This is a genomic window from Bacillus salipaludis, from assembly GCF_030938565.1.
Classification (GTDB): Bacteria; Bacillota; Bacilli; order Bacillales; family Cytobacillaceae; genus Neobacillus; species Neobacillus salipaludis_A.
Window position 1 is genome coordinate 889,069 of record NZ_JAVGVR010000001.1, and the last position, 24,719, is coordinate 913,787.

The 24,719-nt window shown below is 41.4% G+C and carries 19 protein-coding genes; 15 read left to right on the top strand and 4 right to left on the bottom strand.

Going from position 1 to position 24,719, the window contains the following annotated elements; genetic code table 11:
* Nucleotides 1–125: 125 nt before the first annotated feature.
* A complete protein-coding gene (locus RCG21_RS04370; protein ID WP_133338102.1) occupies nucleotides 126–1,343 on the bottom strand; it encodes an MFS transporter in 1,218 nt (405 codons plus the stop codon).
* 702 nt (nucleotides 1,344–2,045) lie between these two features.
* Here RCG21_RS04370 and RCG21_RS04375 point away from each other — a divergent pair.
* The 4 genes from RCG21_RS04375 (at nucleotide 2,046) to RCG21_RS04390 (ending at nucleotide 6,771) form a co-directional block, all read left to right on the top strand.
* Entirely contained in the window at nucleotides 2,046–2,690 is a 645-nt protein-coding gene (locus RCG21_RS04375) for a LytTR family DNA-binding domain-containing protein (RefSeq protein WP_133338104.1), read from the top strand.
* A gap of 118 nt (nucleotides 2,691–2,808) precedes the next feature.
* Nucleotides 2,809–4,329, top strand: coding sequence for a succinyl-CoA:acetate CoA-transferase ScpC (scpC, locus tag RCG21_RS04380; protein WP_133338106.1), 1,521 nt, complete (start codon nucleotides 2,809–2,811; stop codon nucleotides 4,327–4,329).
* Between the two features lie 307 nt (nucleotides 4,330–4,636).
* Nucleotides 4,637–5,140: a hypothetical protein gene (locus RCG21_RS04385; RefSeq protein WP_133338108.1), complete on the top strand. Its 504-nt coding sequence runs from the start codon at nucleotides 4,637–4,639 to the stop codon at nucleotides 5,138–5,140.
* A 170-nt stretch (nucleotides 5,141–5,310) separates the two neighbouring features.
* Entirely contained in the window at nucleotides 5,311–6,771 is a 1,461-nt protein-coding gene (locus RCG21_RS04390; RefSeq protein WP_133338110.1) for a PAS domain-containing sensor histidine kinase, read from the top strand.
* A 144-nt stretch (nucleotides 6,772–6,915) separates the two neighbouring features.
* Here the strand turns inward: RCG21_RS04390 and RCG21_RS04395 are convergent, their stop codons facing one another.
* Nucleotides 6,916–7,446 carry a ribonuclease H-like YkuK family protein gene (locus RCG21_RS04395; RefSeq protein WP_133338112.1) on the bottom strand — a complete coding sequence of 177 codons (531 nt, stop codon included), beginning with the start codon at nucleotides 7,444–7,446 and terminating at the stop codon, nucleotides 6,916–6,918.
* Nucleotides 7,447–7,800: 354 nt separating this feature from the next.
* On the opposite strand from RCG21_RS04395, the gene RCG21_RS04400 reads away from it, so the two are divergent.
* Nucleotides 7,801–9,306, top strand: a complete 1,506-nt coding sequence (locus RCG21_RS04400) for a GDYXXLXY domain-containing protein (RefSeq protein WP_308914245.1) — start codon at nucleotides 7,801–7,803, stop codon at nucleotides 9,304–9,306.
* A 166-nt stretch (nucleotides 9,307–9,472) separates the two neighbouring features.
* On the top strand, nucleotides 9,473–11,143 hold the full coding sequence (gene ilvB, locus RCG21_RS04405; RefSeq protein ID WP_308912892.1) for a biosynthetic-type acetolactate synthase large subunit: 1,671 nt from the start codon (nucleotides 9,473–9,475) through the stop codon (nucleotides 11,141–11,143).
* A gap of 119 nt (nucleotides 11,144–11,262) precedes the next feature.
* Here the strand turns inward: ilvB and RCG21_RS04410 are convergent, their stop codons facing one another.
* On the bottom strand, nucleotides 11,263–12,000 hold the full coding sequence (locus RCG21_RS04410) for an IclR family transcriptional regulator (protein ID WP_308912893.1): 738 nt from the start codon (nucleotides 11,998–12,000) through the stop codon (nucleotides 11,263–11,265).
* Nucleotides 12,001–12,196: 196 nt separating this feature from the next.
* Between RCG21_RS04410 and RCG21_RS04415 the strand changes: the two genes are divergently transcribed.
* The 5 genes from RCG21_RS04415 (at nucleotide 12,197) to RCG21_RS04430 (ending at nucleotide 17,349) form a co-directional block, all read left to right on the top strand.
* Nucleotides 12,197–13,051: a dimethylarginine dimethylaminohydrolase family protein gene (locus tag RCG21_RS04415; RefSeq protein WP_133338238.1), complete on the top strand. Its 855-nt coding sequence runs from the start codon at nucleotides 12,197–12,199 to the stop codon at nucleotides 13,049–13,051.
* A 27-nt stretch (nucleotides 13,052–13,078) separates the two neighbouring features.
* Nucleotides 13,079–14,485 carry an amino acid permease gene (locus RCG21_RS04420; RefSeq protein WP_133338122.1) on the top strand — a complete coding sequence of 469 codons (1,407 nt, stop codon included), beginning with the start codon at nucleotides 13,079–13,081 and terminating at the stop codon, nucleotides 14,483–14,485.
* Between the two features lie 288 nt (nucleotides 14,486–14,773).
* On the top strand, nucleotides 14,774–16,327 hold the full coding sequence (locus tag RCG21_RS04425; RefSeq protein WP_372512571.1) for a glutamate synthase-related protein: 1,554 nt from the start codon (nucleotides 14,774–14,776) through the stop codon (nucleotides 16,325–16,327).
* A gap of 182 nt (nucleotides 16,328–16,509) precedes the next feature.
* Nucleotides 16,510–16,668 carry a hypothetical protein gene (locus RCG21_RS33750; RefSeq protein WP_165976348.1) on the top strand — a complete coding sequence of 53 codons (159 nt, stop codon included), beginning with the start codon at nucleotides 16,510–16,512 and terminating at the stop codon, nucleotides 16,666–16,668.
* Between the two features lie 138 nt (nucleotides 16,669–16,806).
* Nucleotides 16,807–17,349 carry a DinB family protein gene (locus tag RCG21_RS04430; protein ID WP_235824907.1) on the top strand — a complete coding sequence of 181 codons (543 nt, stop codon included), beginning with the start codon at nucleotides 16,807–16,809 and terminating at the stop codon, nucleotides 17,347–17,349.
* 68 nt (nucleotides 17,350–17,417) lie between these two features.
* On the opposite strand, the gene RCG21_RS04435 is transcribed toward RCG21_RS04430, so the two are convergent.
* Nucleotides 17,418–17,924: a DinB family protein gene (locus RCG21_RS04435; RefSeq protein ID WP_133338126.1), complete on the bottom strand. Its 507-nt coding sequence runs from the start codon at nucleotides 17,922–17,924 to the stop codon at nucleotides 17,418–17,420.
* Between the two features lie 215 nt (nucleotides 17,925–18,139).
* Between RCG21_RS04435 and RCG21_RS04440 the strand changes: the two genes are divergently transcribed.
* From RCG21_RS04440 to RCG21_RS04455, 4 genes are all read left to right on the top strand, one after another.
* Entirely contained in the window at nucleotides 18,140–20,329 is a 2,190-nt protein-coding gene (locus RCG21_RS04440) for an alpha-galactosidase (RefSeq protein WP_308912894.1), read from the top strand.
* A gap of 268 nt (nucleotides 20,330–20,597) precedes the next feature.
* Entirely contained in the window at nucleotides 20,598–21,620 is a 1,023-nt protein-coding gene (locus RCG21_RS04445) for a sugar-binding protein (RefSeq protein ID WP_133338130.1), read from the top strand.
* Nucleotides 21,604–23,067 carry a sensor histidine kinase gene (locus RCG21_RS04450; protein ID WP_308912895.1) on the top strand — a complete coding sequence of 488 codons (1,464 nt, stop codon included), beginning with the start codon at nucleotides 21,604–21,606 and terminating at the stop codon, nucleotides 23,065–23,067. Before RCG21_RS04445 ends, RCG21_RS04450 begins: the two co-directional genes overlap by 17 nt.
* Nucleotides 23,060–24,655, top strand: coding sequence for a response regulator (locus tag RCG21_RS04455; RefSeq protein WP_308912896.1), 1,596 nt, complete (start codon nucleotides 23,060–23,062; stop codon nucleotides 24,653–24,655). Before RCG21_RS04450 ends, RCG21_RS04455 begins: the two co-directional genes overlap by 8 nt.
* The last annotated feature ends 64 nt before the right edge of the window (nucleotides 24,656–24,719 follow it).

Here is a 24,719-nt window from a genome sequence, read left to right on the forward strand (position 1 = left end):
GTCTCTAGTTGTGTTATTAAATTATATAAAAAAAGTACCCTATAGAAAGCACTTTTTTTAAGTGTCTACTCTATAGGGTACATTTTACTTGGGCAGACTTCCCTTTTTATCTATACCTCGATTGCTTAACCAGCCCGCTTCAATTCTACAGCTTCCGCCCGATGATTTCTTTTAAGAGCAAGCATCACAATAAAGGATACACAGTAAAGAACCGCCAAATAAGTCATCGCGACAGTCATATCATAGTTTTGCAAAATGTAGCCAACCAGGATTGGCGACAGTCCTCCAAGTGCACGTCCAAAGTTAAAAATGGCGTTTGTGGCGGTACTGCGGATTTGAACTGGATAGTAACTGCTAATAAGTGCGCCATAGCCGGCAAACATTCCGTTTGAAAAGAACCCAACGATTGCCCCGCCAATGAGTACAGCTGCACTACCTGCTGCTTGCGAGTATAAAAACACCGCAGAGGCCGAAGCAAGTAAGAAAATCCCGTAAGAACGTTTCATTCCAAGGCGGTCGATGAATTGACCAAAGGTCAGCATTCCAATCAACATCCCAACTGCCGTGCTGATCGTCCATAAAGCCGAACTTGAAACGGACAATCCTTGTGATTTTTGCAGCATAGATGGCAGCCAAATCATCAAGCCGTTATAGCCGGCAATTTGTACTGTTGCCATAATCGCTAATGAAATGGTGGTCATGGATGTTCTCGGTGTAGCAAATAATTGAGGAAGTTTGCTTTTTTCGAGTCTTTTATCTGCCTTTTGGCGTTTTTGAGCTGCCAGCCATTCCGGTGATTCCTTTAAGTTTTTACGTACCATAATGGCAAATATAACCGGAATAATTCCGACAAAAAACAATGCTCTCCAGCCGAATGCAGGAAGGATGATCGCACTTAGTACGGCTGCGATAATAACCCCAAATTGAGCACCAATACTTACATAAGATGAGGCCCTGCCTTGTTTTTCCTTTGGCCATGCCTCTGCTACTAGCGTCATCCCAATTCCGTATTCCCCACCTGCACCGAGCCCGGCGATAAATCTGAAAATGTAAACTTGTTCTATATTAGTTGCCATTCCGGTTAAAGCTGTACCGATGGCAAAGAAGAGAATACTATACGTAAACGTCCGAACCCGGCCAAACTTATCTGCAAGAATTCCAAAAATCACTCCGCCTGCAAGCATTCCTAGATTCGTAATCGAAGAAATAAGTCCTCCTGTAGCTAAATCAATGTGAAAATTGGCAATAATCATCGACATGGCGAAGGAGATAAACATAATGTCCATGCCTTCTAGTGTTAAGCCCGTTACAGACGCAACAACTGTTTTTTTCTGATAGTTCATTTTTGATACCCTCCAGTTTTTTACAAATGTTTGAAGGGAATGGATACTTAATTCAGTAAATGAATCTTCCATTCTCTTTTCAAGCCTCACAGGACTACGTTAAAAAGAGTACTGCGTAATACTAAAAATGCCCTTTCATCACAGAGGACAAAAGGGCATGGATAGACTAAGCCTATTTCATTATTACGCGCCCTTTTCAGCCTCTCTGGACTGATTTTTAAAGGAATTATTATATTACTATATATACTAGCATGCTTATAAACTTCGTTCAATGAAAATTTAAATATGGTAATTTGAAAAAACTTACAATAAAATTTTGTCACGGGTGATGATAAAATCAAACTAATATGAATACAAAGTTCTACAACCTTCGACACATTTGAAGTGGGATAGGGGAGACCCTGCAGGAACGAAGCGACGAGGAGGCTTCCCGAACCGCTTGTGCCTGGAGCGGAAATCAACAACTAAGTTTAACATAGCCATTAAATAAAATATGGAAGCAGACACCGCTTGTATATCGGTGTCTGTTTTTTTAGAACTTAGGAACCAAGTGGTCTTCTAGGGGGGACTAGGATTGAGCGGATAGGGTCGGATGTATAAATGGTATACTATTATAGTAGAATTTTAAGTGCATGTCACAATGTGCCAACCTTAGGAGGTAGAACGGGCGTTGTGAAATTTTGTAGGAGGAGGGGCCGGATTATGGAAAGCATTACTGTCGTTTCTCTTCTAGATGTAATCAGTGAATTGTTTTCTGATGAAATTTCCATTGCGGTATCCAATACAAAGGAATATATCTATTATCGGCCAAGTAAGAGGGTGGATTTAAAGATTAGACCTGGTGATTCGATAAAAGAAGGGACAATTGCGTTTAAAGCGCTTCACATGAAGCAAAAAATTTCCGAATTTATTGATCGTGATGTTTTTGGCATTCCTTATCATGGGATGGCTGTGCCCTTTTTTCATGCTGGAAAGCTAGAAGGTTGCGTAACAGCTATATTTCCAACGTTAACGAGCGGGAAATTAGTTGTAACGATTAAAACAGAGGATGGCTGGATTCCGATTCCTTTTTCACAGGTGATTTACTTTGAAGCCAAGGATAAAAAGACGTATGTTTTTGGCAAGGAGCATAGCGGGACGCATAAATACTCCCTTCAGGAATTTGAATTTCTGCTGCCAAAGGATTATTTTATCCGCTGTCATCGCTCGTTTATTGTGAATGTGAATCATATTAAAGCGATTTATCCTGATACCCATTCTACTTTTGTTCTTTCGATGGATAATGGTGATCAAGTTCCTGTAAGTCAATCCTATTCCAGTTATTTTCGCCGCTTGCTTGGATTTTAAAAATTCTGTTTTATCCATTGGAATTGCTGTTTTATCTGAATTTTTCGTAACTAATCCTTAAAATCCCCAAATGATCAACCTTATCTGTAAAATCTTAGGTAAGGGGGTTGGATGGGATATGGATAAACGGCTTGAGCGGATTCGTGATTCAAAGCTCTGGGATCGGGTGGTAACACCTGAGGAAGCAGCATCATGGATTCAAGATGGGATGACATTAGGGTTAAGTGGATTTACACGTGCCGGCGATGTGAAAGCGGTTCCTTTTGCGTTAGTGAAACGGGCGGAAAAGGAATCCTTTAAGGTGAATGTGTATACCGGGGCTTCTTTAGGTTCCGATGTGGATAAGCTTTTTGCCGAAGCGGGGATTTTAGGAAAACGTCTTCCGTTTCAAGCGGATCCTACCATGAGGAGCAAAATTAACAATGGTGAGATTTTGTTTGTCGATCAGCATTTATCACACACCGCTGAATTGGTTCGTGCAAATGTAATGGACCCGATTGATGTGGCAATTTTGGAAGCGTTCTCAATAACGGAAGATGGAATGGTGGTTCCAACGACTTCGATTGGGAACTCCTTATCGTTCGCGGCAAATGCCAAGTCCATTATTATTGAAATCAATTTGGCTCATCGGGTGAACCTAGAAGGCCTGCATGATTTATATGAGCTTGGAAAACAGGGAGAACGGGACCCGATTCCTTTAACGAAAGTGGATGACCGGATTGGGACAATTGGAATTCCGGTGGATCTTGAAAAGGTTAAGGGGATTGTATTTACCAATCAGCTGGACTCTCCGTCTACGATTGTTCCACCTGATGAGGAAACGGTTGTCATGGCCCAGCATTTAATGGAATTTTTGCGTAAAGAGATTGCTGCCGGCAGGCTGACGGAACGTCTTGCCCCGCTGCAATCTGGAATTGGTTCGATTGCTAATGCGGTTCTTCATGGAATGGTCGATTCAGAGTTTCATGATTTAGAGGTTTATTCAGAGGTATTACAGGACGCCGTATTTGATTTAATGGACGCAGGAAAGGTTCAGTTTGCATCCTGCTGTTCGATTACGCTTTCGGATGCAAAAATGAAAGAGGTCTCTGCAAACTTTGATCGGTATCGGGATCAGTTGATTATGCGGCCGCAGGAGATTTCCAATCATCCGGAAATCATCCGCCGTCTTGGCTTGATTTCGATTAACACTGCATTAGAATTAGATATTTACGGGAATGTTAATTCTACCCATGTGTTAGGAACGAAAATGATGAACGGTATCGGCGGATCCGGTGATTTTGCCCGGAATGCCCGCTTAGCTATTTTCGTTACAAAATCGATTGCCAAAGGCGGGAAAATTTCAAGTATTGTTCCGTTTGTTTCACACGTTGATCATACAGAGCATGATGTTGATGTGATTGTGACGGAACAAGGATATGCAGATTTGCGCGGATTGGCTCCACGGCAGCGGGTGGAACTGATCATCGAGCGCTGTGCACATCCGATGTATCGCGAGCAGCTTCGAGAATATTATCGTGAGGCTCTTGTTCGGGGAGGTCAGACCCCTCACGTATTAGAAAAAGCACTTTCATGGCACACCAACTTTGCAGCGAACGGGACAATGCTGCAGCAGCAGAAGGTTGCCGAAACGGTTTAATTATGTTGATAAGGGATGTCAACTGTTGTCCAACTGGGATGGGGACCCTAGTGCGGAAGATTTGAACTTAATTAAATTGTAGCACCTGGATATCTGTATCCAGGTGTTTTTTTGACTAAATGTGAAGGCCATAATAGTTAAGAAATGGTGGTTTTAAAGTTGTAAAGGAAATGGAAAAAGTAGTAAAAGAAGCCATATAATATTGGGGACTGAGTCTCAAGTTGTTATTGTTGTAATGTATCTTGGTGTCAGCCCCCAATTTTTTTGTAGGCAACATGCAAATCCACTATGGAAGAAGGGGATTATTTTGTATCACCGGCTTTGGCTGATTGTTAATACTGCATTAGTCGTTATTTTGACAGTATATATTTGGATAATAAGCCCTCATGATAGTTCCAGTGTGGTTTTAGCTCAATTATTGGCACAGATTGCTGTGATTTTTTTCATCGTGAATGTGAATATGTATTTCATTTTTCTTGTGATTCGGAATACTTCGCAACGAAATGTGAAGATTCGCCTGGCGAAGTTTTCAAGAGCTTTAATGAAGTGGCATATAAAAATAGGAGTCTCCGCCACCATTCTTATTTTGGCCCATGCGTTGATTAATTTAAGTAAGGTGGGGCCGCTGGTAGGTTATACTCATGTAAAGTTTGTAAGCGGTTATCTTGCAATCCTAATGCTTTCGGTTACATTATTTGCCGGCTATTTGCGTTATAAGAAGTCCTCCGGATTTCGGCGTAAATTCCACCTTACCTCAGCTATGATCCTCTTGGCAGCCTTTCTAATCCATATTTTTGTCCTCCTTAATTAAAGGAGATCATACCCGTGTCCACGTGGTGTGGACAAATCAACCGCTTTGTCCACGAGCGGTGCCTGTCACCTTATTCGGTTTTGTCGCTATATTCAAAAAAGTTCTTTTATTTGCCGTAAAATTCAGTAAAATGGATGGAGAGAATATTTGTAGCGGTGGGAGAGATTTCTATGTCGATTAGTATCCCGATTTTTGGTAATGGAAATGAATCGGTCTTATATAATCCTGATGAATTAATTGATCTGTTTCTCAATTGTACAGCAGACGGATTTGCGATCGTCGATATGGAAAATCGATTCATTCGCATAAACCCTGTGTATACACAGATTTTCGGTTTTACAGAGGAAGATGTTATTGGAAAGAGGTTTGATGAAATTCCACATTCCGATATAGTGAAGGAAATTATTAAAGAGGTCAAACAAGGCAAATCGTTTACCAATATGATTATTCAACGGTTTCATAAAGATGGCACAGCCCTTGACATATCGGTTACCTATTCACCTTTTCGAAATTCGAATGGTGATATGATCGCCATTATTGCGACTTATCGTGATATCACCCATACGGTTTTAATGGAAAAAGAGTTAAAACGAACACGTGAATTGTATAAATTAATTACGGAAAATACAACCGATATGATAAAAGTTTATTCAAAGGATTATGATATTCTCTATGCTTCCCCATCTCATGAACAAAGAATTGGATACACCCCCGAGCAATTAGTAGGCAAAAGTATATTTGATTTGGTTTTTCCTGAGGAAATGGAAGATTTCAAAAAGATGTTTCAAAAAATAGAGGAAACAGGGGAATCTCAAGTTTTTCAAGTGAAAATGAAGACAAGTACGAACGAAATTTTTCATTCTGAATCCAATATTAGTCCAATTTTTAATGAAAAAAAAGAAGTTGAATCATATGTCACGGTAGGAAGGGATATAACCGAGAGAGTGAACAATGATGCTGCGTTTCGGAATTTGGATAGGCTCTCCATCATTGGACAATTAGCGGCAGGTGTTGCCCATGAAATCCGAAATCCGTTAACATCTTTAAAGGGGTTCTCCAAACTTTTAAAAAGTACGACAAATAAGGAAAAGAATGACCAATACTTATCAATTATTACGAACGAATTGGACCGGATTGATATGATTGTGAATGAGTTTATGTCTTTAGCAAAACCACAAGCAATCCATTTTGAACGGGAACAGTTAACTTTGATCTTGGACAGCACCATTAATGTCCTGCATCCACAGGCACTCTTGCATGGAGTAGAAATCAAAATAAATTATCCAACTGATCATGTTGAGATTAATTGCAGTATGCATCAGCTTAAACAAGTATTTGTTAACTTTTTGAAAAATGCAATAGAAGCCATGCCAAAAGGCGGGACTGTACATATTAATGTAGAAAAAGTGGACCACAATCGGGTCGTGATTAGCTTTACGGACGAAGGTGTGGGGATTGAACAGGAACGCTTGAATTACCTAGGAACCCCCTTTTACACCACAAAAGATAAAGGAATTGGGCTCGGATTAACCGTTAGCAATAAAATCATCCAAGAACATTGTGGAACAATGAAAATACAAAGCCAAATCGGTGTCGGCACAACCGTCACCGTAGAATTGGACTGTTTATAAATTTAAAAGTGACAGCATAAGAAAAGTGACAGGCACCGTCCGTGGACAAATCGGTCGTTTTGTCCATGTGGGGTGGACAATGTTGTTTTTAGCCTGTTTGCCTGACTCTCAGGGCGCTTGGTTAGCGTGCTGGGTGTCAGGCTTTTATTTTGTGTAGCGGTTTGCATAGCTTGAAGCGACAAAAGCATCCGGTTTGATTTTTGGCTCGACCCCCATTGACTCCATTCTGGTTACCATTTCTTTTACAAATGCGCTGGTTTTATTCCGTTTTCCTGCCCCAATATCAATATGTCCTTCCATAACAAAGGTTGCCCCCTGATAAAGGTGCGGAAGAATAATATTGATGAGCTCATTTTTTCGCCCCTCTGTAAACATGGAGACGATTTCCTCTGTCAGGGATAATTCAAGGGAAATCCGTTCATGCAGGTGAAGCATTTTTCGTGGAACAACGTATTTCCGAATACAAGCCCATACCCCGTTCCCTTCATTTTGAATGACAATACCCGTGATAAAAACAGTATACGATCGATGAACCTGTGAGTCTGTTCCGACCATTAACCTGTAGTTTCCCAAAGGGTCAGATTTCATGAAAGAAACAATTTGGCTAAATACATGCTCAAATGTCATATTTTGCTCTTGAAGGTTTTGAAATAAATAATCTTGATTTTTACTCATCTGGAAGCACCACATCTTCCTTTTTCAGCAGAATAAACCGCTTTTATTTCTATCTTATGGAAAAAGTTTTTATGACGTGCAACTGAGAATGATCTTGAAAAAGATTGAAATTTTTATGGGGGAACAATAACATATCGGAAGAAAATTAGGTTGATTTTGGGAAAAATTAACTAAAAAATCATATAATTGTTAAAATGGGATTAGAAAGAAGTGGTACCTTAAAGATATTTTTATATAGAAAGGGGCGAGATTAGTGACCAAGCGGAAAGTAAAACAGAATGAGTTTGAATTTTTAAAGCGGGAACTTCAGTTTTTAGAGGATTCAGAGACCATCCCCAGGGGAAAGCCAAAGAAATTCAAGAGTTATATAAAGTGGAGGAAAAGCTATCTTTTACAAAAACTCTCTTATATGTTGGATCCATTTTAATTGGGGTAGGGATTCTTAGTTTTATCGCCAGCAATTGGAGTGAAATTGGAAAGACAATTAAGTTTCTGTTTATTCTCTGTTTGTACCTTGGATGCAACTTTGCTGGATTCAAGCTGGAAAAAAGCTTACCAAAAACATCTAGAAGCTTTTATTATCTGGGTGTGATGGTTTTCGGAGCGGGAATATTCTTGATTGGACAAATGTTCCATTTTGGCGGCAGTTTTCAGGGGGCTTTTTTATGGTGGTCCATTGGTATTCTGCCTTTAGCCTGGGTGCTGCGGGACAAATGGATTCTCCTTGTTTCTGCTCTGTTTACCCTTATTTATATGCTGGATGAACCGTTCCTTCAAGGAGACCGTATCCCAATTTGGACGATTCTGTTGATAGCGATGATTTATTTCCTGAATGAAAAAATTGGTTTTTCGCGAGCAGTGGGGTTTGTGAACGGGCTGCAGCAACTTGTTTTTATCAGCACGGTTATTACCTTCTTTATCGGAGGAGACGATGAGTTCTTATATGTTTATGGGGTAATCTATTTAGCTCTTGGCATCGCGCTTATTCTTAGAAGATCAAAAATTAGAGATGTCTATGTTTTATTGGGACACCTTATTCATGGGGTAGCGGCTCTGATGCTATCCTTCGAGGATGTCTGGCCTTCTTCGATTGGTTGGGTGTATATTCCGTTCTCAATTCTTTACCTGATTTTTGTACTATTTTTAGTGAATCGGGGCAGTTTGTTTAGCATTGTGATTCTTTGCGGATTGATTTTCCGGTTTTATATCGACCTATCATTTGACTTTCTGCCAAAATCGCTTGTGTTTATCATAGGCGGACTTCTCCTGCTTGGATTTGGTTTTTATTTTGAAAAACAGAGGAAAAAAGGGGGAGAGTTCATGAATAAGCAGACGAGGGGAAAGCAGTTGATATTGGCTTGCTTGGTACCGGTAGTCATCCTCCTTGGTATGTGCTTTACCCCTTTATATACTTTGATGACCGGGAAAGAAGTCATTCTTCAAACCATTCCAGTTGACCCAACGGATTTGTTTCGGGGCGATTATGTGACCCTTCGGTATGAAGCGGAGGAGGTCCCGAAGGAGTTGGTGGAAGAGGGAGTACTAAATGAGCTAAAAGAGGGGCGAGGTGAGATCAAGGTGTACGTGACACTGGTAAAAAAGAATGGAATTGACACCCCGGCCAAGGTCTCTCTTGTAAAACCGAAATCTGGCGCTGTATATCTAAAAGGAACCTTGGACTATGTAGGGGATAATCGGGACCAAAAAGAAGTTGCCTTCATTCAATACAGCTTGGATAAATATTTTGTTGAGGATAACACAGGAATGGATTGGGAAGCGGCCTCAGTAAAAGGAGAAATCCTAGCCACAGCCAAAGTCAAAAACGGCTACGCCATCCTAACCGGAATCAAAAAAAAGTGACAGGCACCGTTCGTGGACAAATGGCTATTTTTGTCCGTGTGGGGTGGACCCGGGTGCCCATATCTTTTAGATAGACTCCCAAAATTATAGTTAAGCATGATATATCTCACATACTTTTGATTTCCGATGATTTAAAATATTAAAAAATTGGAAATCGGGTGAAGATATGCTTTTACAAAAAGAGGTTACAGAAAAAATTGAATTATTTGAGTCTTTAAGCCTTTTAGAAGTGGATTGTGTTTTTGGATGTGATGACCGTGGCCTGCTTCCAGGCGTTGACCAATCAAATATTCGTTACGTTCAATTAAATCATGAACAGGCCGCGGTTCATGCAGCAGATGGCTTTGCCCGTGCGACGGGGAAACCCGGTGTCGTCCTCCTATCAAGCGCTGCCGGAGTAACTAACGCAATTACAGGAATTGCAACGGCTTATAGCGATTCAGTACCCCTTGTCATAGTCACGGGTCCGCTCGTAACCAAGCCGCAAATTGAGGAAGCATTTCAAGAGTTGGATGTTTTGGGAATCACGCTGCCGATTACAAAGTATTCTTTTAAACTAACTGATTGGGGCTGTTTATCCGAGGCACTGCAAAATGCCTTAACCATAGCAGCAGAGGGCAGACCCGGCCCTGTATTAATTGAATATGCGGCGGGACCTTCAACGAATAATCAGGATGGACTTCTAAGTTATCCGCGCCCTCGGGGTCAAGTAAAAAAGGGACAGATCGAAAAATCGATTGAATCGGCAGTAGAATTGATTGAAGCTGCAAGAAAACCGGTTCTATTTATTGGCGGTGGAGTGATTTCTTCCGGGGCAGCCGAATTTTTAAGGGAAATTGTTCGGCAGGCTCGAATACCGGTGGTCAGCTCCCTTATGGGAATTGGTGCGATGAAGGCTGCAAATCCGCTGTACTTGGGAATGCTGGGGATGCATGGGACATTTGCTGCGAATAAAGCTGTTCACCAATGTGATTTACTAATTAGTATCGGGGTCCGTTTTAGTGACCGGGTCACAGGGAAAATCAGCGGGTTTTCACCAAAATCAAAGAAAATCCATGTCGATGTGGATCCGGCTGAAATCAACAAGATCATTGCGGTGGACCTGCCGATTGTCAGTGATGCAAAAGAGTTTCTTCTCGAGCTTAAAGGGCGTTTAGATTATCAGCAGAGTTTAAGAAATGTTAAAATTTGGACAAATGAAGTAATTGGGTGGAAGCGGACAGTGCCGCGATTTGACAAGTCTCATAGTCATCTTAGCCCGCAGACGGTGATAAAAAAGCTGGATGAATATTCAGCTCAGGATACAATCGTTGTTACGGATGTGGGACAGCACCAAATTTGGACAGCACATCATTATGCTTTCTCAACCCCTAGAACACTGATTACATCCGGTGGTTTGGGAACAATGGGGTATGGGCTGCCAGCGGCAATTGGTGCAGCAGCGGCATGTCCGGGAAATCCGGTCCTCTGTGTATCTGGTGACGGCAGCTTTCAAATGAACCTGCAGGAATTAATCATAGCAGTAAAATATCAACTTCCGATCAAGATTGCGATCCTCAATAATGGATATCTCGGAATGGTTCGTCAGTGGCAGGAGCTCTTTTACCATGGCCGCTATTCTTCCGTAAAAATTGGCTCACCAAGTTTTGCGAAACTGGCAGAGGCTTATGGCGTCCCCGGATATAAGGCTCGTACCGAGAATGAAGCTGGACGGGTGATAGCAGAGGCATTTAAGCACAGCGGACCAGCTTTAATAGAATTCGATGTAGTAGAAGAGGAAAATGTATACCCAATGGTGCCGCCCAACCATAGCAACCACCAAATCATCCTAGAGTGACCACTATGGTGACAGGCACCGTTCGTGGACAAAAGGCCAAATTTGTCCGTGTGGGGTGGACGGTCTATTGGATAGAGGTGCGAAACAAAAAGGCAGAAGCTTAGAAATCGGCTTCTGCCTTAAAATTTGTATCCTAATTTGGAGGAAATGCGGATTCCATATTCGACTACTTTTTCCTTTAAAAAGGTTTGTCTTTCTTCTGATATATTAAAGGAAACGTACCCGATGCTAATGGCACCCATCAGTTCATTTAATTGATTAAAAACCGGTGCCGCAACAGAGGAAGTTCCTGGTGTTTTCTCTCCGTGGCTCTCTCCAAATCCCTTTGCACGAACCTCATTTAAAACTCCAATAAAAGCCTCCTTCTCCTCCTTCGGAACCAGAGCATCTACGATTTTTGCTGCCTCTGATTTTGGCATGTTTGCTAGCATCGCTTTATTAGCAGCACCGACATTCAGAGGAATTCGGATCCCTAATTGATCATAGATACGAATCGGGTTTTGCTGGCAGTCAATCCTCTCGACAATCAACGATTCCAGTCCAATTGGTTTACTAAAATACACACTCTCTTCAACCTCTAGCATTAATTTTTCCATTTCCGGACGGATCTGACCAACAAAGTCAAAAGTATCATACATTTGCAAACCATACTCTAACCACTTAGTCCCTAACGAATAGAGCTTTAAATCGGGGTCCTGTTGAATCAAACCATGTTTTTTCATGGATTGTAAGATTCGATGCATTGTACTTACAGGTAACTCACATTCCTTCGATAAATCGGTAATAGAAAACCACTTTTTTGTTTCACTTCCGGCAAGGACAGCCGCAACCTGCATGGCGCGGTCAATTGTCTGCATATGCTCAACTCCTATTCCTTTCTATTATCTACTATAGCGGGAAAAATTTAAAAACAAAATTATTCAGTAAATTCATAAAATATTGACATACGATTTCATCTATCATACTATTTCATTAATAGATTTTTCCTTTATGGGGAAATGTATTCCAATATGCGGAAAAGTAGGAGGGGTAAATTTGTCGTACAGTCAATCCATGCATAAAAAACTAGGTCATGTCATTGTGAAGCATCCAAAAGATGCGTTTCTTAACCAGGAACATTTAAGTAAGGAATGGAAAAAGTTCAACTACCTTGAGGAGCCTGATTTTACAAAAGCTCAACATGAATATGAAAAGTTCCTTTCTATTTTGAAACAGCATGTAGAACAGATTGATTTTTTACCAGCTTCAGAGAGTGTCGGTTTAGACTCGCTCTATGCCCATGATCCTGTTAAGTTCACCAAAAATGGAGCAATGATTTTAAAATCAGGAAAAAAACTGCGCCAGCCTGAAGCCGAGGTATATAAGCAATTTTTACAGGAAAAAGGAATTCCGATTATTGGGGAACTTACTGGCGATGCTGTTTGTGATGGCGGAGACATTGTCTGGCTTAATGACCGGACACTGCTTGTTGGCCGTGGTTATCGCACTAATGATGAGGCGATCCGGCAGTTAAAAGAAATCACGAAGGATTTAGTGGATGAATTTATTGTCGTGCAGCTTCCGCATGACCAAGGCGAGGATGAATGTCTCCATCTTATGTCGTTTATTAGCCTGGTTGATGAGGATTTAGCTGTTGTTTATTCAAGATTAATGCCTGTATTTCTACGGCAAATGCTGATTGAGCGCGGCATTCAATTAATAGAGGTTCCAGATGATGAATATCTTCGACTCGGGTGTAATGTTCTTGCTCTGGCACCGCGTGTTTGTATGATTGCCTCTGAAAACCCTTCCACGAAGCAACAGTTACTTGATGCCGGGGCAATGGTTTATGAGTACGAAGGAAATGAAATTTCTTACTTGGGAACTGGCGGTCCGACATGTCTTACATGTCCTGTTGTCCGTTCATAATACATTAAACGAAGGGTGTGGGAAGTGATGGAACAAGGGGCTCAGCAAAATCAGCAAAATCAGTTGAATCGTTCCATGAAGCGCCGGCATTTATTTATGCTGTCGCTTGGGGGTGTCATTGGAACAGGATTATTTTTAAATGCAGGGTATACGATTCATCAAGCAGGAGTGGGCGGCTCGTTAATTGGCTATTTATTTGGCGGAATTATTCTTTATTTAGTTATGGTTTGTCTTGGTGAACTAGCTGTCTATATGCCTGTTACCGGTTCCTTCCAAACCTATGCAACTAAATTTATTAATCCTTCGGCAGGATTTTCACTGGGGTGGATGTACTTTATTGGATCGGCAACAACGGCCGGGGTGGAATTTACCGCTGCCGGAATTCTGATGAAACGATGGTTTCCTGATATATCGGTTTGGATTTGGTGTGCGATTTTTATCGCCTTGTTATTTTTACTGAATGCCTTAACGACAAAAGGCTTTGCCGAGGCTGAATATTGGTTTGCTGGGATTAAGGTAATTGCGGTTATTTTCTTTATAATTATTGGGCTGGGAGCTATTTTTGGTATCATTCCTTTATCCGACCGTCCGGCACCGTACGCGAAAAATTTTGCTCCATCAGGATTGTTCCCGACCGGATTTGTCATTCTCTTTACGACAATGATGAATGTTATTTTTTCATACCAAGGCTCGGAATTGATTGGGATTGCGGCAGGAGAAAGTGAAGAGCCCGAGAAAAACATCCCTCGTGCCATTCGAAACGTTCTTTTTAGAATTATTGTTTTTTATCTTGCTTCGATTGTGATTTTATCAGCGATTTTCCCAACGAAAGAATTAGGATTGTTAGAGAGCCCGTTTGTAACCTTAATGGATTTGGCGGGGATCCCGTTCGCCCCTGATATTATGAACTTTATTATTTTGACCGCCATTTTATCTGTAGGGAACTCATGTATTTATGCTTCGACTCGTTTGCTGTGGGCGATGGCAGGGGAGGGAATGGCACCGAAGTACTTTGGAAAACTTTCAAAACGTAAAGTTCCATTTACTGCTCTTGTATTTACGATGATTTTTTCCCTTTTATCCTTGTTAACAAGCGTGATTGCTGCGGATACTGTGTTTGTGTTATTAATGTCGATTGCCGGTATCTCTGTGACCATATCCTGGATTGGAATTGCTCTCTCCCAATTGATGTTCCGTCGTAAATATTTACAGGATGGCGGAAAATTGGAGGATTTGCTCTACAAGGTTCCGTTCTATCCGTTGATTCCAATTATTTGTATCGTATTTTGCATATCGATCTTAATCTTCCTGGCCTTTGATCCAACCCAGTTAGTAGGACTACTAGTTGGAATCGGCTTCTTGCTCATCTGCTACTTTGGATACTACTTTAAAGATAAAAAAACATCAAAGGCTGATACCAAAATTAGCGGTTGATAGAACATTGTGACAATCAAAGTGCCACAATCAAAGTGCCACTATTAAAGTGACAGGCACCGTTCGTGGACAGATTAGCGATTTTGTTCGTGTGGAATGGACAGTTTCTGTGGTTGAATATATTTTGAATAACCAAGGATGCTCTCGTTAAAAGGGCATCCTTGGTTTGTCTTTTCACCAATTTCACATTTAAAAAGGATACAATAGATTCCTTTAATAACAACCTCACTTCTTTTGCATAGATTGATTGTAATATAGCTACCATGCAAAAGGGGATTATGGATATTTATGACTGCTCTGATTATCATTTTGGTTGTATTTGTTATGGGGCTGCTCAGTTTATTCTTATGGCTTCGGAGTATCGCAAAAAGACCTCAGCACTCGATTATCCGACTGCATCCGTATTTGGGCTGGGCGCGTTACCTTTTAGAACAGATGGGGCCTAAATTAAGACAGTATTGGTATGAAAATGATAATGACGGCCGACCTTTTTCAAGATATGACTTCTTAGGTATTGTGTTTTCGGCAAAATATCGGAATGATCTTTTAAGCTTCGGCTCTAAAAGGAACTTTGATCAGCCGGGTTTCTATATAGCAAATAATTTGTTTCCTTTATTAACAGAGGAACTTCGTGTGGACAATCAGGAAAAGATTCATGCGATGAAATATAAAATTGAACATGAGGGCCTGTTCACTCGAAGGGAACAGCTTGAAAAAGATCAAGCCTCCCGCTGGCTATTCCCCAACGAGGACGCGATTATTGTTGGACCGGAACGGAAAGTACCTTGGAGGCTGCTCGGACCGTTCGGTGCTTCAGCGACATCTTACGGTTCAGTTGGTGAAAACTATATTTTATCAACGGGTCGCGGCAGCCAAATGGCAGGTGGTTCGTGGATTAATACAGGAGAAGGAGGAGTGGCTCCGGAGCATTTAGATAGCGGGGCGGATGTTGTCGCCCAGATTGGACCGGGGTTATTTGGATTTCGCGACCAGAATGGGGACTTTTCGCTCGCTGAATTTAAGTTGAAGGCAGAGGAGCCCAATATTAAAGCGTTTGAATTGAAATTTGGCCAAGGCGCAAAAATCCGCGGGGGGCATCTTGAAGGGGCAAAGGTTACTCCTAAAGTAGCCAGTATCCGAAAGGTTCCGGTGGGTCAGACCATAAATTCCCCAAACCGCTTCCCATTTTTACGAAATGCTGTAGAAATGCTTACCTTTGTCAAACTCCTGCAAAAGGAGGGCGGGAAGCCGGTTGGAATCAAGATTGTCGTTGGGGCGCCGGCCATGCTTGATGAATTATTTTTAACCATGAAAAAGCTCCATATCTATCCTGATTTCATTACGATTGATGGCGGCGAAGGCGGTACGGGCGCTACTTATAAATCAATGGCAGATACGATGGGGCTGCCGCTGTACCCGGCATTGATTACATTCGTCGATAAGGCAAATGAATATGGTGTCCGCAATCAATTTAAGATATTTGCTTCTGGAAAGCTGATTTCGGCGGATAAAATTGCGATTGCCCTTGCTATTGGAGCGGATGCCGTAAATTCTGCCCGGGGATTCATGATTGCGGGTGGCTGTATCATGGCGATGCAGTGTCATACGGGAAAATGCCCGGCAGGTATTACCACCACTGACCCCAAATACCAAGAAGCCCTTGTCCCGGAGGAAAAGAAATGGCGTGTTATGAACTACATTATAAATGTCCGGCAGGGCTTGTACGCCTTAGCAGCAGCCTGTGGAATTGATACCCCTCGTAAATTCACCCGCGACCATATCGTATTTAAAGATGGTGATGGAAAAATAAAAAGGCTCTCAGACCTGCTTCCTAATCATTAAAGTGACAGGCACCGTTCGTGGACAAATCCTCAATTTTGTCCGTGTGGGGGAGACATCAGTTGATTTGCGTGACTGTCCCCATTTTTTGCCGAATTTAATGAAAAAAGTTATCTGCCTATCAATCTTTGTACCCGTCCATCATTTAATAAAGAAACAAGATTTATTGAATAGGATGGATGGAAATGGCGAAGAGGAATCGGGGGAAAACGATCAGCTATCTGCCTTCGAGGGGGCGCGGGACTTGCCCGTTGTGCGGCAGAACAAGAATTAAATTATTGTATCCGTATAAAACAGTGGAAAATGTAACAATCAAAGTCTGTAAGATGTGCCGTCATAAATAATCATATTTTTCTAGATTGAGAATATAATAGCCCCTGACCTCCTCCGAAGCGAAGGGGTTATTTTTTTGAAAAAAGGGTTTCCGGCTCAAAAAATTGAATTATTACATTGGGTATTTGTACAAAATGTTGGAGGGGAATATGGCAAATTTAGATACTTTATATTTAATTGATCAAAAAGAGGGGTTTAGTTCTGAGTTTAGTAAATTAGTATCAATGATGAACTATACAAGAACAATCACCATTGAGGAAGTCAAAGCGCTAACAGTTGAGGAGCTCGACTTTCATTATGATGAGGAAGCAAATTCGATTGGTATGCTGTTAGACCATATGGCTGAGGTGGAAAAGGCCTATCAAATTTTAACTTTCGAAAATCGCGACTTAACGGATGAAGAGGTCGATCGTTTGAACCCTGGGTTAGATTTAGGCGCTCCAGCAAGAGAAGTGATTAAGGGCCAACCAATCGAGCATTATTTGGAAAAATTAGCGCAGATTCGGAATGAAACTATCACCATGTTTAAAAAGCTCCCGGATGAATGGCTGTTTGAACAAACTCCGTTTTGGTGGGACCGCCCTGCGAACAACTATTTTAAATGGTTCCATGTTTTTGAAGATGAACTAAGCCATCGAGGGCAGATTCGGATTATTAAAAAAATGATTAAGAAGCATAAGGGGCCTTTGTAAAATTTGGAATACTGTTCGCATAAAAAAAGATGTCCTCAAAGGCGAGTGCATCTTTTTTATGGAGAGATTTAATGCCTGTTAACAAGCTGCTTAATCTCTTTTATTTGCTCAATATGCCGTAGTTCATGGAGATAAATCAGTTCTACCCATTGAGTTAAGGGCAGTTCTCCAAAGACAGGGTGAGCTGCGGATCTTTCCGCTAAAATGCTTTGATCTTCAAGGCTATCCAAAACCTTTAGAAGCTTATTTCTAGCATCGTTTAACATTTCCAGCATCTGTTGAACTTCAAATGGCTCTCCGCTGGGCTGCACGATTTCAGGAGCAATATATTTTGTAGAGCGGTCAGTCGCATGTTGGATGGGCTTTGACTCGGCCTTGTTAATTTCTGGCTTGGTTACTAGATGGTGAATAAGCTTAGCTGTTCGTCTCTCCAATAAAACTAGATGATGGCATACCTCAGCAACACTCCATTTTTCTTTGACATGCTTATGATTAAATTCCTCATAGGTAAGAGATTTAATTTCATCAACTAAGCCATTCCTTGTTACTGCTAAGTTTTCACTTACAGAGCTCATAGCCTTTCCCCTTTCAAAATAGCTTCCCAATTATATATTCGGTGTATCAAAATTATATCCTTCAAAGTAATAACAAAGTGACAGGCACCGCCCGTGGACAAATCCCTAATTTTGTCCGTGTGAGGTGGACATTCAGGGTTTACTAGAAATATAGAACATTGTTTTCAATCAGGGGAATATGATGAATTAGGACGTGTTTTAAGGGGGAACGGGTTATGCCAATTGAGTGGAATGAACAAGATGGAATCTTTCATTTATATAATAGCAAGGTCAGCTATCTAATCCAGATTGTTCATGGGAAGTATCCTGCCCATTTGTATTGGGGGAAGCGGGTCGAAACAAAGCAGGCTGCAGCCATTCTTTCATTTAAGGGAAGGGCATTTTCGCCTTCAACAGAACCGGCCTATCCGCAATTTTCACTAGATACACTGCCACAGGAGTATCCGGCGTTTGGGAACGGGGACTTCCGCTCACCAAGCTATCAACTCCAAACCGCCGATGGTTCCACAATTACAGAATTCATCTACGACTCCCATGAAATTTTTCAAGGAAAACGCCCTTTAACCGGATTGCCTGCTTCCTATGTGGAGGATGGATCTGAAGCCGAAACCCTCGTGATTACATTGGTAGATTCCAAGCTTGGGATTGGTCTCCATCTTCAATATTCTATCTATCAGGACTTCGAAGTCATCACAAGATCCACCTCCGTTGAGCACCTCGGGTCCCAACAAGTAAAAATCTTGAAGTGTATGAGTATGTCGGTAGATTTCCATCAAGCCAATTGGGACTGGCTGCATCTCCACGGCACCTGGGGCAGGGAGCGTCATATTGAGCGAAAGCCGCTGCACCATGGAAGCCAAATGATTTCATCGGCAAGAGGGGCAAGCAGCCACCAGCAGAACCCGTTTATCGCCTTGCTTTCCAAAAATGCAGACGAGGAAAATGGTGATGTTTATGGGGTTAGCCTCGTTTACAGCGGGAATTTTCAGGCTTCCATCGAAGTGGACCCGTTTCAAACCGCACGGCTTGCCATGGGCATCAATTCCTTTGATTTTACATGGCTGTTAAAACCGGGAGAAATTTTTCAAGCCCCAGAGGCGCTACTGGTTTATTCAAATGAAGGTCTCGGCGGGATGTCCCGAATCTTTCATAAATTTTTAAGAAAAAGAGTTTGCCGTGGTGCTTCTCGTGATCAAACGAGGCCAATCTTAATTAATAATTGGGAGGCTACTTATTTCAATTTTAATGAAAAAAAATTAAAGGCCATCGCTGATGCAGGAAAAGAATTAGGAATTGAGCTGTTTGTTCTGGATGATGGCTGGTTTGGGCATCGGGACAATGCAAAGAGTTCATTGGGGGATTGGGTGGTTGATAAGAGGAAACTGCCTAATGGACTAGAGGGCTTAGAAGAATATCTCCGAAAAAAGGGGATGAAGTTTGGATTATGGGTGGAGCCGGAAATGGTTTCACCGGATAGTAACCTATACAGGGAGCATCCGGATTGGTGCCTGCATGTGCCTGACAGGAAACGGACACCGTCGAGAAATCAATTAGTGCTGGATTTAAGCAGGGAAGACGTGTGCAATTATTTAATCAATACCTTAACTGTAGTTTTTCGAAGTGCCCAAATTGCTTATGTTAAATGGGATATGAATCGTAATATGACGGAGGTGGGTTCCGCAGCACTGCCGCCTGAAAGGCAAAGGGAAACCGCTCACCGTTATATGCTGGGACTGTATCGGATCTTAGAGAGGCTGACTGAACGTTTTCCTGATATCTTATTTGAAAGTTGTTCTGGAGGCGGCGGCCGGTATGACCCGGGCATGCTTTATTACATGCCGCAAACCTGGACAAGTGATGATACTGATGCTGCCGAGCGGTTAAAAATTCAATACGGAACGAGCCTGCTCTATCCCGCTATCACTATGGGCTCCCATGTTTCAGATGTGCCAAACCATCAAGTGGGCAGGACAACACCTCTCCTAATGAGATGCCATGTAGCGATGGCGGGGAATCTTGGCTTTGAATTAAATATCGATAAGCTGAGCAGGGAGGATAAGAAGTTGGTCGCCGACCAAATCAAACAGTATCATAAAATCAAGGAGTTGGTTTGTTTTGGAAATCTCTACCGGCTGATGAGTCCCTTTGCTGGTACAGATACAGCCTGGATGTATATTTCAGAGGATAAAATAAAAGCAGTCTTGTTTTATTTTAAAACCATGGCATCTCCAAATCCTCCCTTCCAGCGTGTGAAATTACGGGGGTTGGAGGCTAAAAAAAGTTATAAACTCAACAATGAGAATCGAGAGTATTTTGGCAGCGAACTCATGCAGATCGGGCTCAACCTGCCGCTGATAAAAAATGACTTTTCATCTTATTTATTCTATATCGAAGCAACACCGTGACTCCATTTCCCCCAAACAGCCCTCAAAATTTAACTAAACGTTTGATTAGTTCCAAAAAGGCCATATGTCGCAAGGCTTCCGCTGGATTTAATCAAACGTTTGATTAGTTTTTTAATTCCCCTTGTGTCCACTCCACACGCACAAATTTCGCGTTTTGTCCACGAACGGTGCCTGTCACCTTATGTGTCACTTTTTATTTCGTTGTTGATTTTGTGAAAATTCCGTATAATGAGTTTAGTTTTTCACTTACTGGGACTGGGGTTGTTTTATGAGCAGATTAACCAAAACCGCTTATATTTTAGGCATCTTTTGTTTTTTGATCAGCTGCTCTTTTGCGATTTTTTATGGATATAAAATCTTTACCCATGACGTACCAAAAACGAAGAAAACAATCGAAGAGGCACGGTATCATTTTGTGCTAGTTCCTGAAGAGCTTGACAACGAATATTGGCGGCTTGTCGAAAAGGGAGCAAAAGCTGCGGCTAAGCATTATGGAGTGGTACTTGAGTACGTCGGGCCGAAACAGGCGAATATTGATGAGCATTTAAAAACAATTGAAATGTCCGCAGCCGCTAAGGTCGATGGAGTCATCACACAGGGATTGAGCAACAAGCAGTTTACCCCGCTGATTAATCGGGTTGTCTCCTCCTATGGAATCCCGGTCATTACGATTGATACAGATGCAGCCAATAGCCATCGCATTGCTTATATTGGTACGGACAATTATCATGCAGGTTACCTCGCGGGAAAAGCGCTAATTGCCGATACAAAGGGAAAGGCCAATGTAGCCATCATTACCGGGAGTTTTTACGCGAATCATATGATTCAGCGGGTAAAAGGGTTTAAGGATGCAGTAAAAAAAGCAAAAGGCATTCATATTGTTGCGATCGAAGAATCACAAATCAGCCGGATTCGGGCAGCGGAGAAGGCCTATCAAATCCTGCAGGAACACCCTGAAGTCAATGCCTTTTACGGGACAAGTGCCCTAGATGGAATCAGTATTGCTAAAGTGGTTGAATTGAAAAAGAGAGAGCATGACATCTATATAATTGGCTTTGATGTCCTGCCGGAAACCATTGCAAATCTTCAAAAAGGAACCATAAATGCAACCGTAGTCCAGCAGCCTTATGAAATGGGATATGGTTCGGTCAAAATGATGGTTGAACTAATGGAGAAGAAACATATCCCGTCGATTGTCCATACAGAAACACAGGTAATCAGAAAAAAGGATTTGTCCGACTTACATCAGAACAGAATGGAGGCGGGCAAAAAAAATGCTATTCCGAATTAGATCCAAACTGTTGCTTTATTTTATTGTGCTTGTCGTTTTGTTAACCTCCATCGGTTTTTATTTTTATAATAGCAGTGAAAAACTGGTGGTAGAATACGATAACAGCTTTGAACAGTTCCTTTTGTTAAATGATATCTCAAAACGGACTAACCAAATTACCGAGAGCCTGCATGCGTATATTTTGGATAAAGAAGAACGTTATTTAGAGGACTATACAGCAAAAAAGACAAAACTGCTCAAAGATCAAAAGAGATTATATCAAGATATTAACACCAATGATATTACCCTTGTAAACTATAAAAATATGATCGACAGCTTTTTGGAAGAATGCGATTCCTCGATTCATTTTTTTCAAAAAGATGATATAAATCGCTATTCAAATCATTATAATGAAGCGTTGAAAATTGCATCGTTCCTGCAAGAAAGTACACTATCATTGTTAAATAATAAGCTGACAGACTATCAGAAATTTTATGGTGAAATCGAATTGCAAAACCATTACTACAAATTAATGGCGATTTCGCTTTTTGCTGCCACTTTTTTTCTTAGTACCTTACTTGCTTTGTGGATTTCAGGTGGAATTACGAAACCAATCCGCCAGCTTTCGAAGGCCGCAAAAGAAATTTCGAAAGGAAATTTTTCCGGAGAGGATATTAAGGTTTCTACAAATGATGAATTAAAATTATTAACAGAAACGTTTAACCAAATGCGGACGAATATCAGGCAGCTGGTTATTGAAATCAAACAAAAGTCCGAATTGGACAAGCTCTTAAAGGAACTGGAATTAAAGAGCCTGCAAAATCAAATCAATCCACATTTTCTTTTTAACACCTTGAACACCGTTTCTAAAATGGCTTACCTAGAGGACGCAGAAGAGACTTCAAGATTAATTGAAGCGGTTGCGGCCTTGCTCCGTTATAATCTTGGTGATTTAAATAAGGCATCCACGCTTCGAGATGAGGTTAGAGTGGTGAAAGAGTATTTTTATATCCAGCAAACAAGGTTTGGGGAACGAATTCAGTTTAAGACAGATATTCAAGAGGATTGTTTAGATATTGAAATGCCAAGTTTAATTCTTCAGCCTTTAGTTGAAAACGCCTTCATCCATGGAGTGGAGGAATACGAGGAAAATGCAGTGATCAGCTTAAATATATATCGGCTAGTGGACCGGATTTTCGTGGAAGTGAAGGATAACGGGGGAGGCATGGATGCGGCAACCAAGAAAAAACTTCAAGACTATGTTCAAGGGATTGAAAAAGAAGAGAACTTTGAGCTGGAAAAATCGACGGGCCATTCGACGGGCATTGGCGTGAAAAATGTAATTAAACGGCTTCAGTTATTTTATCAGCGAAACAAGATCGTTGAAATTGAATCTGAACTAGAGAAAGGGACAACGTTTAGACTAGTCCTGCCTGATGAAGGGGAAGGTGGAGGAGAACGTGGTTAAAATTCTACTTGTCGATGATGAAGCCCTTGAGCGGAAGGCAATCGGAAAAATGATTCAAAAAAGCGTGGAAGATGTTGAAGTAATTGGTGAAGCCCCGAATGGGAGGAAAGCGGTAGAACTGGCCGTCGAACTTAATCCCGACATTATTTTTATGGATATCAAAATGCCGGGAATGGATGGGGTGCAAGCTGTCAAGGAAATCAAAAAGCTCAACGCGGCCATTAAATTCATCATGGTTTCGGCCTTTAATACGTTTGAATATGCCAAAGAAGTTATGCAGCAGGGAGTTAAGGAGTATATTCTTAAACCCAGCAGAAAACAGGATATTTTAGACTCCCTCGCGCGGGTTTCCTCTGAAATTCAGGAAGAGCGCAAACAGCAGGAAGAACAGCAAAGTCTCCGGGAAAGCCTAAACCGTGCGGTAACCCTCGCACAAAAAGAATGGGTCTCTTCCCTTATTATTAACCAAGTTCAGGACATCACCTTTGAAGAATGGGGACAATTGTTAGGGGTGGAGATTACCACGGGCTATATCATGCTTTTCTCTCTAAAGCCCAAGGACCAAAGGGAGTTTACCGCTACGGAGAAACAAATTTGGTACACCTGGTTGAAGGAGGCCCTGCATTCGGTCGTAAAAAAGCAGGAAATCATGATTGGCCCATTAATAGAATTACAAGTGCCTGTATTGTTTCTTTGGAAAAAATCGAACGAGAAATTGCTGTTTAAATCGCTGTCACAGTATGTAATTGAAAGTTTATTGACCCATTTTCAAAAAGAGTCCTTTCAAGCAGAATTACGGATTGGCGTTGGCCACCCTTACCATCATGCCTATGAACTCAATAAATCCTATCATGAGGCTGTGATGGCATTAAACCACCTCATGAAAAATCCAAACCAAAAGTATTTAATCGGGGTAAAACAAGCTGAACAAGAAGAAAATTCAACCATTGCTTCAGAAATCCTTGAGATGGAGAAAAAATTATTAGAAGCGGTTCGTCAAGGCGATGTGAATAAGGTACTATTTCTCTTTGATTCCTTTATTACCAAACACCAGTCGAACTCAAAGATAGAGGCTGCTGTTGTAAAAAAATCATTTGATGAGCTCTTCATATTGATTTCCCGTATGCTGCATGATCTAGGTGTGAATTTAGAACGAACTCCTGTGGTTCATCAGTCAGAGGAGGTTGCTGAGATGCTTGAAGCCGGAAAAGCACACCTTATATCCATTGTCCAATCCGTGCAGCAATGGCGGACCAATCATGCGAAAGGAATGCTGCAAAAAGCAAAGGATTATATTGAAAAGAATTTTGCCGATACAATTACATTAGAATCTGTTGCAGAGTATGTCGAGCTAAGTCCGTTTTATTTTAGCAAATTGTTTAAGGACCGGTTTGGGATGACGTTTATCGATTATTTAACAGAAATTAGGATTAAAGAGGCAAAGGCCTTAATGGAGAATCCGGGGAAAAGCTTGAAGGAGATTTGTTATTCCGTTGGCTATAAGGATCCCAATTATTTTAGCCGTGTGTTTAAAAAGCTGACAGGCTCATCACCATCAGAATTCCGCAAGGCGGTAATAAAAGAATAATAGCTTATAAGACCAAATCGGATTTGGTCTTATTTTTTTGCTATGTTAAAGATCAATGTTGATC